Source organism: Nocardioides sp. P5_C9_2 (assembly GCF_054049555.1).
The window spans coordinates 1-10,719 of sequence record NZ_JBFUMD010000077.1; the positions used below are offsets into that span (position 1 = coordinate 1).

Here is a 10,719-nt window from a genome sequence, read left to right on the forward strand (position 1 = left end):
GCCCGGAACGTGGCCCACGCACCGCCCAAGGGCGCGTCGCCATACGCCGCGCCGGCGGGCGGTGCGTGGACCACCGTCGACCACCGGCCGAACGTGGGTGGCTCACTGTTCGCGTGGACAGGGGTGTTCGCTTGGCGTCGGCCACGTCGTCTCCCACAACTTCCGGCTCCTCCGGCGCGTCCCTCCCGCATGAGAACGCTGATCCTGCCCCTGCTGRTCGTTGCCGTGCTGGCCGGCGGATGCGGGTCCGAGTGGTCTCCGCGGGGTGGCGGCACATCGCAGACGCCAGGCCCAGAGGGGCGGCCGACTGCAGTCCAGACCCCCTCCGGCGCGCGACCCGCCACCAGGAAGGGCCGGCCGAGCCCGGAGGAGGTCGCCTCAGACCCGAGGTCGGTCCTGCTCGGCGTCGTGGTGCTCCCGCGTGCGGAGGGCCTCCGGGTGGTCGCATGGTGGGGTTGCGTCGAGCAGGCGTGCCGGGGTCGTCGCGCCGTCGCGACCAGCGACGACGGGTTCACCACCGCGTCGTACGAGCCCTGGAGCCTGCGCAGGTGGCAGGCGTACGCCGGACGGCCCGTTCTGTCCGCGGTTCCGGCCCTCGAGGGCCTGCTCCAGCAGCCTGTCCCCTCGATGACGGCCAGCGGCGCCGAAGGAACCCGGGTCGTGGTCGCCGGCGGCGACGGGGCGACGCTCCTGCCGTTCCAGGCGGTCGCCCGGAGCACCGACCACGGTGGGACATGGAAGACCTACGACGTCGATCTGGGCGACGAGCTCGGGTACCAGTCGGGGGCGGTCGGGCTCGCGGACGGCCGGATCCTGGTGCTCCTCGACCATTTCAGCGACGAGACGCTCGCACGCCCGTCGGGCCGGTGGCACGGCCTGTGGGCCAGCGACGGCACCGACTGGTCCGGCTACTCGCCATACCGTCCGACCTTCGACCCGCCGCTCCTCGYGGCGCCGGGAGGGTGGTCCCCGCTCGTCGCCCTCGAGGCCAGGCAGGACGTCGCCTGGGTCAGGACGTGGGACAGCCGGCTCTACGTGTCGACTGACGACGCGAGGACCTTCCGCGAGATCGAGGCGCGCTGAGTCGCAGGCGGTCGGTCGAGGAGCGGCCGGTCGAGGTCGAGGAGCGGTGACTGGGCCACGTTCCGCGGTCACCCGATGTGGCTGGGCGACCGGCAGCAGGCGTGTCCCGCACGCCGCGCCGGGTGGCGGTGGCTGAGCCACGGTCCACCGAGGCGGAAGGTGGCTGGCTCACCGCTCCGGCAACCGTCGGCTCAGGACGCGGCTACGGCCTCCGCCTTCGCCTTCAGCTCGCGGACCATCGCGTCGGGGTCGTCGGCGGAGTAGACGGCCGAGCCGGCGACGAAGACGTCGGCCCCGGCCTCGGCGCAGCGCTCGATCGTCTCGAGGGAGACACCCCCGTCGACCTGGAGCCAGGTCTCGACACCGTGCCTGCGCATCATGGCGCGGGCGGCGCGGATCTTGGGCAGGCACAGGTCGAGGAACTTCTGGCCACCGAAGCCGGGCTCCACGGTCATCAGCAGCAGCATGTCCAGCTCGGGCAGCAGCGCCTCGTACGGCTCGATCGGCGTGGCCGGCCGCAGGGCCATGCTGGCCCGGGCCCCCTTGGCCCGGATCTCACGGGCCAGCCGGATCGGGGCCTTGGTCGCCTCCACGTGGAAGGTGACGCTGGAAGCGCCGGCCTCGACGTACACCGGGGCGTGGGTGTCGCAGTCGTCGATCATCAGGTGCGCGTCGAGCGGGATGTCCGTGGCCCGGCTGAGCGCCTCGACCATGGTCGGGCCGAACGTCAGGTTGGGCACGAAGTGGTTGTCCATCACGTCGACGTGCACCCAGTCGGCGCTGGCGATGCGACCGACCTCCTCGCCCAGGCGCGAGAAGTCGGCGTTGAGGATGCTCGGCGTGATCTGGATACCCACGGGCGGTGAGTCTAGGCCCGGGTCAGTCCTCGGGATCGACCGGCGGCTCGGCGCCCTGCGCCTCGTCGCGCTCGGCCCACTCCAGCAGCGGCGCGATGTCGAAGACGTGGTCGTCGATGTCGGCGTGCAGGTCGCCCAGCTCGGCGAAGCGCTCCGGCATCGTGAAGATCGTGAAGTCCTCCGGCTCGCAGTCGTCGACCTCGGCCCAGCGCACCGGCGCCGACACCCGGGCCGTCGGCACGCCGCGCACGGAGTACGCCGCGGCGATGGTGTGGTCGCGGGCGTTCTGGTTGTAGTCGACGAACAGCTGGTCGGGGTCGCGGTCCTTGCGCCACCACGCCGTGGTCACGTCGCCGGACGAGCGACGCTCCACCTCGCGGGCGAAGGCCAGGGCAGCGCGGCGTACGTCGGAGAAGCCGTGGTCGGGAGGGATCCGGACGTAGACGTGCATCCCGGAACCGCCGCTGGTCTTGGGGAAGCCGACCGCGCCGAGCTCGTCGAGGACCTCGTGGGCGATCCCCGCGATCCGCTGCACGGTCGCCCAGTCGCACTCCGGACCGGGGTCGAGGTCGATGCGCCACTCGTCGGGCTTCTCGGTGTCGGCGCGGCGGCTGTTCCACGGGTGGAACTCGACCGTGGACATCTGCACCGCCCAGATGACGCTCGCCAGCTCGGTCACGCACAGCTCGTCGGCCGTCCGGTTCCAGCGCGGGAAGTGCAGTCGCACCGTCTCGACCCACGGCGGCGCGCCCGCCGGCAGCCGCTTCTGGTGCACCTTGTCGCCCGCGAGCCCCTTGGGGAAGCGGTGCAGCATGCACGGGCGCTCGCGGAGGGCGTTGACGATCCCCGGCCCCACGGCCAGGTAGTAGTCGACCAGGTCGGCCTTGGTCGCCCCCGACGGTGCCGCATCCGTGGGAGGGAAGTAGACGCGGTCCGGGTTGCTGACGCGCACGACGTGGGGACCCACGTCGACCTCGATGCTCGAGCTCGTGCCGGTGGGGGCCATACGGCCCAACCTAGCGACCCGGACCAGCCGGTGCCGGTGAGGACGGCGCGGGTGAGGACGGAGCCGGCAAGGACGGCGTGGGCGACGACGGAGTGGTCGACGACGGTGCGGGCGACGACGGTGCGGGGGCCGACGGCTGCGGGGACGGGGCGGGGACGGCCCGGACCACCACCGATGCGCTGGCACCGGCGTCGGCGTACTCCCCCTCGGGGCGCACCCAGCGGTACTCCGTGTCCTCGGTGACCGTGACGGTCCGGCGCGACCACCCGTCGGGACCCACCACGGTGAGCTCGGAGACCGTGCGCCACTCGCCCTGCCCGGGGGTGCGCGCCTGGAGCAGCACGGGGTCGCCGGTCACCCGACCGACGGCGTCGGTGACGTGGCCGCTGATCACGACGTCCTTGCCGGCGGCCACCTGGGACGCGGAGACGGTCATCGTTGTGTCGAGGGTGATGCCCTCGAAGTCCCAGGTCTGGCCGGCGCCGCGGACGGCGTCGATGTTGAAGGCGTGGCCATCGCACCCGAAGCCGGTCACCACGTAGCCGGCGCCGTCACCGTGCGCGGCCACGAACTCGGCCGGCGTCGCCGTGGCGCCCGGAGTCGCCTCACCGGTGACGAGGTCGACGAGCTTCCAGTCGTAGCGCAGCGAGTCGGTGCCGACGGTGTGCCAGCCACCGGCGGGGACGCTCACGGAGGCACGTCCCAGCCAGGCGTGGCCGGCCGGGGCGTCCGGCGCCGTGTTCCAGATGTACGACGCGCCGCTGGTGCCCGCGCTCGCGGTGACGGCCACCGAGGCATCCGCGCCCGCCAGGGACAGGAAGGGGACGTAGGGCCCCGAGGCGCTGCCGGCGCGGCTGGGGACGAGGCCGAAGCTGCGGCGTCCCAGGGGCGCGGCGCCGGGTCCGAGGTTGACGCGCGTGCCGGGTGCCGAGGCGGCACCGAAGAACGAGTCACAGCCGACGTAGGTCAGGAACATGCCGTCGGCGGCGCTGCCGGGTCCGGTGCGGACCGTGGACGCGTCGGCACCGGCCGCCGGGACAAGGCTCACCAGCAGGCTCGCGAGCGTGGCCGTGGCCACTGCTCCTGCACTCCGTCGCACCGCACGCTCTTTCCCGTCCCCTGCCGACAGGTCGCCGACAGCCACATCATCCACGAGGTGTCGTGGTGTGGGAACAGGCAACCATGCCGCGTCCCCCCTTTTGGGGGTGGGGCGTCAACGCCTGCGCACCGTGGAGATGAACATCGCGTCGGTGCCGTCGCGGTGCGGCCACAGCTGCCGGGTCGCGACGACGGACGCGTCGTCCCGTGCGCCGACGACCGCGTCGACCACCTCGGTGGTCTCGGCCAGGACGGGCGAGCAGGTCGCGTAGACCACCACGCCCCCGGGACGGACCGCGTCCAGCGCGTGGTCGAGCAGGGCGCGCTGGAGCGGCACGAGCACGTCCAGGTCGGCCGGCGAGCGACGCCAGCGCGACTCGGGCCTGCGACGCAACGCCCCCAGCCCGGAGCAGGGCGCATCCACCAGCACCCGGTCGAAGGTCCCGTCGCGCCACGGCGGACGGGTGCCGTCGCCGGTGACCACGCCCACCAGCCCCGCGGCGGCTGCGCGGCAGCCACGCACGACCAGGCGGGCCCGGTGGTGCTGGCTCTCGTTGGCGAGCAGCAGCGCACCGCGCTGGACGGCGAGGGCGGCGAGCAGGGCCGACTTGCCTCCCGGACCGGCACAGACATCGAGCCACCGCTCGTCCCTGCCCTCGAGCTCCGCCGCCGCGAGCGCCAGCGCGACCAGCTGCGACCCCTCGTCCTGCACCCCGGCGCGTCCCTCGGCCACGGCCGGGATCGCGGACGGGTCACCGCCCGGCAGCTCCACGGCGTACGGCGACGAGGTGCTGGCCGTGCCGCCGGCCGCGACCAGCTCGGCCACGGTGGCCAGCCCCGGCCGGGCCACCAGCATGACGCGCGGCGGCGCGTTGTCGGCGGCGAGCAGGTCCTCCAGCTGGACCGCGGAGGCGAGCGAGTCCGCCAGCTCCTCGACGACCCAACGGGGGTGGGAGTGCGCGATCGACGCGTACCCGAAGGGGTCGGTCCCGGGGTCCGGCGCGACCCGGCGGATCCACCCGTCGAGGTCGTGGGCCGCCACCTTGCGCAGCACCGCGTTGACGAGCCCGACCGGGCCGACCCCGATGCGGGCGCGGGCGAGCTCCACCGAGGAGCTGATGGCGGCGTGGTCCGGCACCCGCATCGACAGCAGCTGGTGGGTGCCGAGGCGGAGCACGTCGCGCACCTTGGCCTCGAGGCGCGGCTTGGTCAGGCAGGCGTCGATGATGGCGTCGTACGTGCCCTGGAGCCGGATGGTGCCGGAGACCAGCTCGGTGGTGAAGGCCGCGTCGCGGCCGCTGAGCCCGTGCTCGGCCAGGACCTTGGGCAGGGCCAGGTTGGCGTAGGCGTCGTCGACCCGGACGGCCTTGAGCACCTCGAGGGCGGCCAGCCGGGACGGGTCGATCCTGACCGCCCGGGACCGGCGCTCAGCCATCGAAGAACTCGCGGACCAGTCGCTTCGGGGCCCGGTGGGCCCACGCGTCGGTGATCACCTCGGCCAGCTCGTCGCGCGTGATCTCCCCGAGCCGCGACTGCTGGACCAGCACGGCGTTGTAGCCGCGGAAGTGGTCGATGGTGAAGAACGGGTTCGTCCCGTCCTCCACCAGCGCCGCCTTGTCGGCCTCGTCGGCCGTCACGATCACGACCAGGTCGTCGTACATCTCCCCGGTCTCGGGGTCCACGGCCGTCTTGTGCGGCATCCGGTAGAGGCAGAACCCCTTGCCCTTCGGTCCTCGGGGGACCTTCCAGGTGGGCCGATCGCCCCAGGACGTGCCCAGCTCGGTCTCGGGGAGCGCGGCACAGATCTCGTCGATGTCCGCGGGACGCGCCTTCCTGCTCACGCGGGTCAGCGTAGTCGTGCCGGCGACGGCGCTCAGCAGGCCTTCCCGTAGCGGCCCTGGCGGGTGGGCGGGGCGTCGACGGGCAGCTCGTTGGGTGCCTCGAGGCTCCAGTGCCGGATCCAGTCCATCTGCATCCGGCTGACGTTCATCGTCCTGCCGTCCTTGGCCTCCATCGTGAAGCGCGGGACCAGCGGCACCCCCGACCAGATCTCCGGGCGCCGCTCAGTCTGGACGACGTGCGCGTCGACGAACCACGAGATGCGGTCGCGGGTGACCTCCACGGCATAGGTGTGCCAGCGGTCCCGACCGAGGTCCATCCCGGCGTGCTCGCCCTTCCAGGCGACGTCCGGGAGGTTGCGGGCGTACAGGTTGGCCGTGCTGGTGCCGATCCGGTAGCTCTCCAGCGCGATGGACTGGGCGCCGCAGTGCTGGTCGCGGTCCCCGGCCGGCACGAGCTCGGTGACCACCCGGAAGCGGGCACCGCCCCGGCCGTACTGCCGGCTCCGCAGGCGGGTCTCCCAGCGGCCCACCTCGGCACCCTCGAAGCCGAGCCGGGCGCTGAGGCTGCCCTGCGCGGTGGTGTTGAGGGTCAGCATGCCGTTCTGGTGGACGACCTGGCCCTGCCCCGAGGCCTGCCACTGCGGGCCGGTCGGGCCGGAGTACGGCGTCTCGAACTCCTCGCGCCACACGATGCCCTTGTTCCACCAGCCGTACGTGTTGCCGGCGTGGACGGGCCCGGGCTCGGCGCCTCCGTGGTCCGCGGAGGCACTGGTGGAGGTGAGCGCCGGGGACAGCAGGGTGGCGAGGACCGTCGCGGCCAGCGCCGCAGCACGGGCCCGCCGGGGACGGGTCAGGGCAACCAGGGGGGAGGTCATGGCGCCCGACGGTACGTCACCACGGCGGGACCCGGCCAGAATCGGCGGGCGGGACCCGGCCAGAATCAGCGGGTCCGCACGCTCAGGAGAAGAGCTTCAACGCCGTTGTGACCGTCTGGAACACGCCGTACGCGAGCAGCAGACCGACGACGGCCCACGACAGCACCAGGCGGACGGTGCTGTTGCCACCGCTCCCGGTGTTGTCCTCCTCGGTCCGAGCCACCTCACGCTCGACCTCGGCCGCCGCGTCGGCGTCGTGCGCGGACATGTCCTCGTGGAACTTCGCGGCCACCGGCCGGACGAGGAGGTTGGCCACGAAGCCGACCCCGAGGATCGCCACCATCGTGAACAGGGCAGGGCGGTAGGAGTCGGAGTCCAGCGATCCCGCGCCACCCGCCGAGTCGAGGAAGCCGTTGATGATGAGCGGTCCGGCCACCCCCGCAGCCGACCACGCGGTCAGCAGCCGACCGTGGATGGCGCCCACCTGGAAGACGCCGAAGAGGTCACGCAGGTACGCCGGGATGGTCGCGAAGCCGCCACCGTAGAACGAGATGATGATCGCGGCGATGAGCACGAACAGCGCGGTGGAGGTCGAGCCGACCAGGGCCAGGGCGACGTACAGGACGATGCCCATGCCGAGGTAGACCATGTAGATCGGCTTGCGACCGATGTAGTCGGAGGTGCTGGACCACACGAACCGTCCGGCCATGTTGAACAGCGACAGCAGGCCGACGAAACCGCCGGCGGCGGCGACGGTCACGCTCGAGTCGCCTCCGTCGCGGAAGAAGTCCTGGATCATCGGGCTGGCCTGCTCGAGGATGCCGATGCCGGCGGTCACGTTGCAGAACAGCACGGTCCACAGCAGCCAGAACTGCGGGGTGCGGATCGCGTTGGCGGCCGACACGTTGTCCTCGGTGACCAGCGCCTTCTGCTTGACCGTGGACGGGTCGAAGCCGTCGGGGCGCCAGCCGGGCGCCGGGACCCGGATGTTGGCGACACCGAGCATCATGATCGCGAAGTAGACGACGCCCAGGGTGACGAACAGGAAGGTCAGTGCGTGCCCGTCGGCCAGCGAGGCCGCGTCGGTGGGGTCGTACGCGGGGTCGTAGTAGGACAGCAGCTGGCGCGAGAGGGGTGCCGCGACCATCGCGCCGCCACCGAAGCCCATGATCGCCATGCCGGTCGCCAGGCCCGGCCGGTCCGGGAACCACTTGATCAGGGTGGAGACCGGCGAGATGTAGCCGATGCCCAGGCCCACGCCGCCGATGACGCCGTACCCGAGGTAGAGCAGCCACAGCTGGCCCGACGCGATGCCCAGCGAGCCCACCAGGAAGCCTGCCGCCCAGCAGCACGCCGCCGTGAACATCGCCCGGCGGGGTCCGACCTTCTCCACCCAGGTGCCGAACACCGCGGCACTGACACCGAGCATCACGATGGCGATCGAGAACACGAAGCCGATCGCGGTCTGCGAGGCGTCGAAGTGCGCGATGAGCGAGTTCTTGTAGACGCTGGTCGCGTACACCTGGCCGATGCACAGGTGCACCGCCAGCGCGGCGGGCGGGATGAGCCAGCGGTTGTACGAGCGCGGCGCCACGGTGTGACGACGGTCGAGGATTTCGAGAACAGCCACAGGGGGGACCTCCGAGACGATGGGCTTCAGCGCAGGTTAGCGCCCCACTCGTTGAAAGGTGACGCACCCCACCCCTGGGTGTGTCAGGCGAGCCGCGCGCCCTCGGGCACGGAGACGCCCCGGGCCCAGTCGGCGGCCCGCATCTGCTTCTTGCCGAACGCCTTGACCTCGCCCAGCTCGACGGGGTCGGTGGCGGTGCCGACGTGCACGGCGTTCTTGGTGACCTCCAGGACCCCCGGCTCGAGCCGGTCGCGACCGTGCGCGACGGTGACGCGTCCGACCTTGAACCGCTCGCCCTCCCAGGTGGTCCACGCGCCGGGACCCGGGGTGCAGGCGCGCACCTGCCGGTCGATGCCGATGGCCGGGTCGGTCCAGTCGATGCGGGCGTCGTCGACGAGGATCTTGGGTGCCAGGCTGATGCCCTCCGCCGGCTGCTCCCGGGCCTCCAGGGACCCGTCCTCGATGCCGTCCAGGGTCCGGACGAGCAGCGTCGAGCCGCCCTCGGCCAGTCGGTCGAGCAGGTCGCCCGCGGTGTCGGTGGGTCGGATGCGCTCGGTCATCACGCCGTACGTCGGACCGGCGTCGAGCTCCTTGACGATCCGGAAGGTCGTCGCCCCGGTCATCTCGTCGCCCGCCCAGATCGAGTGCTGGACCGGCGCGGCGCCGCGCCAGGCGGGAAGGATCGAGAAGTGGAGGTTGATCCAGCCGTGCTCGGGGATGTCGAGCGCCGACTGCGGGAGCAGCGCGCCGTAGGCGACCACGGGGCACGCGTCGGGCCGCAGCTCGCGCAGGGCGACCTGGAAGTCCTCGTCGCGCGGGTGCTCGGGCTTGAGCACGGGCAGGCCGAGCTCCTCGGCGCGCAGGGCGACCGGGCTGGCGACCAGCCGGCGCCCCCGACCCGACGGGGCGTCGGGGCGGGTGACCACGCCCACGACGTCGTGGACCGAGGCGTGCAGCGCGTCGAGGGCGGGCACGGCGACCTCGGGGGTGCCGGCGAAGACGACGCGCATCAGAACCCCAGTCCGCGGGTCGCGTGCGGGCTCGTCCGGACGGTGGGCCTCTCGAGGCCGAACCACTCGGACTCGCGGATCTCCTTCATCGCCGCCTTGCGGGCCGCGGTGTCGAGCTTGTCGATGAAGAGGATCCCGTCGAGGTGGTCGGTCTCGTGCTGCATGGCGCGCGCGAGGTACTCGGAGGCCTCGATCCGCACGGGCTCGCCGTACATGTCGAAGCCGGTGGCGACGACCGAGAGCGCGCGCAGGCAGTCGTAGGTCAGCTCGGGCAGGGACAGGCAGCCCTCGGCGCCGTCCTGGGTCTCGTCGCTCAGCTCGAGGGACGGGTTGATCAGGTGACCCACCTCGTCCTCGACGTTCCAGGTGAAGACGCGCAGCCCCACACCGATCTGCGGGGCCGCCAGACCCGCTCCCGGGGCCGCCAGCATGGTGTCGGTGAGGTCCGTGACGAGCTGGCGGACCTCCTTGTCGAAGTCGTCGACCTCGATCGCGCGCCGGCGCAGGATCGGGTCGCCGAAGAGGCGTATCGGCTGGACTGCCATGGGGTGCTCGAGCTCCTGGGTCTGGGGTGCGGGCCCAGTCTAGGGAGGGGCGGCAGGAGCCAGACGGCGAGGCGCGCCCCGACCGACCACCACGATCAGATGCTCGGCGGGTCCACCTGGATGCGGACGGCGTCGAGCTTGCGCGCCGACCGCACCCGCTGGAGCTCGCCCAGCGCCGCGGACAGCCGGGCGCCGTGGGCCAGCGGCACCCGGACCACCACCCGCTGCTCCTCGGCGGACACCGGCACCGGTCCGAGCACCTCGGCCGGCTCGGGCAGGTCGAGCAGCGTCACCGCGTCATCGAGGGCACCCGGCTCACCGGTGATGGTCGCGATCCGTGCGGTCGGCGGCAGGTGCGCCTCGCCGCGCTCGACGAGCTCGCGCTCGGCGAACCCGGCGGGGTCCCAGCGGACCAGCGCCTGGAGCGCGGGGTGCCCGGGGTCGCCGACGGCGACGACGTGACCCCCGGGGCGCACCAGCCCGCCGGCCGCCATCCAGCGGCGCACGGCCTCCTCCTGGACCCGCATGTCGTCGCGGGCCAGGGTCAGCCAGGTGTCGAGGAGGACCACGGCGGCATACCCGGTCTCCGCGACCGGCTCGGCGCCGACGGTCGCCACGACGATGTCGGCCCGCTGCCCCACCCGGGCGAGCACCCGGTCACCGCTGGAGCTGCGCACCGTGGTGCCGGGGAAGGTCCGTCCCAGCTCCTCGGCGGTGCGCGCCTCACCTCGCACGGGCGCGCGGAGCCCGCGGTGCCCGCACTCGCGGCACGCC

Annotated in this window: 10 protein-coding genes and 1 pseudogene; 1 reads left to right on the forward strand and 10 read right to left on the reverse strand. The window is 72.8% G+C overall.

Features of this window, described 5'->3' with window-relative positions; genetic code table 11:
• The first annotated feature begins 408 nt into the window (after nt 1-408).
• Entirely contained in the window at nt 409-1,083 is a 675-nt protein-coding gene (locus tag ACXJKL_RS05970; protein WP_457206146.1) for a hypothetical protein, read from the forward strand.
• Between the two features lie 191 nt (nt 1,084-1,274).
• On the opposite strand, the gene rpe is transcribed toward ACXJKL_RS05970, so the two are convergent.
• The 10 genes and pseudogenes from rpe to ACXJKL_RS06020 form a co-directional block, all read right to left on the reverse strand.
• Nucleotides 1,275-1,940 (reverse strand): ribulose-phosphate 3-epimerase, encoded by a 666-nt coding sequence (rpe, locus tag ACXJKL_RS05975; RefSeq protein WP_457206147.1) that lies wholly within the window; start codon nt 1,938-1,940, stop codon nt 1,275-1,277.
• Between the two features lie 22 nt (nt 1,941-1,962).
• The gene (gene ligD / locus ACXJKL_RS05980) at nt 1,963-2,946 is read right to left on the reverse strand and encodes a non-homologous end-joining DNA ligase (protein ID WP_457206148.1); all 984 of its coding nucleotides are present in this window, start codon (nt 2,944-2,946) and stop codon (nt 1,963-1,965) included.
• A 10-nt stretch (nt 2,947-2,956) separates the two neighbouring features.
• On the reverse strand, nt 2,957-3,994 hold the full coding sequence (locus ACXJKL_RS05985) for a hypothetical protein (protein ID WP_457206149.1): 1,038 nt from the start codon (nt 3,992-3,994) through the stop codon (nt 2,957-2,959).
• 165 nt (nt 3,995-4,159) lie between these two features.
• Nucleotides 4,160-5,479: an RsmB/NOP family class I SAM-dependent RNA methyltransferase gene (locus ACXJKL_RS05990; protein WP_457206150.1), complete on the reverse strand. Its 1,320-nt coding sequence runs from the start codon at nt 5,477-5,479 to the stop codon at nt 4,160-4,162.
• A complete protein-coding gene (locus ACXJKL_RS05995; RefSeq protein ID WP_457206151.1) occupies nt 5,472-5,885 on the reverse strand; it encodes an MmcQ/YjbR family DNA-binding protein in 414 nt (137 codons plus the stop codon). The genes ACXJKL_RS05990 and ACXJKL_RS05995 overlap by 8 nt, the downstream gene beginning before the upstream one ends.
• Before the next feature lie 32 nt (nt 5,886-5,917).
• Entirely contained in the window at nt 5,918-6,760 is an 843-nt protein-coding gene (locus ACXJKL_RS06000) for a hypothetical protein (RefSeq protein WP_457206152.1), read from the reverse strand.
• Nucleotides 6,761-6,842: 82 nt separating this feature from the next.
• A complete protein-coding gene (locus ACXJKL_RS06005) occupies nt 6,843-8,390 on the reverse strand; it encodes an OFA family MFS transporter (RefSeq protein ID WP_457206153.1) in 1,548 nt (515 codons plus the stop codon).
• Between the two features lie 83 nt (nt 8,391-8,473).
• On the reverse strand, nt 8,474-9,400 hold the full coding sequence (gene fmt, locus ACXJKL_RS06010) for a methionyl-tRNA formyltransferase (RefSeq protein WP_457206154.1): 927 nt from the start codon (nt 9,398-9,400) through the stop codon (nt 8,474-8,476).
• Nucleotides 9,400-9,945 carry a peptide deformylase gene (gene def, locus ACXJKL_RS06015; RefSeq protein WP_457206155.1) on the reverse strand — a complete coding sequence of 182 codons (546 nt, stop codon included), beginning with the start codon at nt 9,943-9,945 and terminating at the stop codon, nt 9,400-9,402. The genes fmt and def overlap by 1 nt, the downstream gene beginning before the upstream one ends.
• A gap of 95 nt (nt 9,946-10,040) precedes the next feature.
• A pseudogene (locus ACXJKL_RS06020) lies at nt 10,041-10,719 on the reverse strand (primosome assembly protein PriA); the annotation flags it as partial.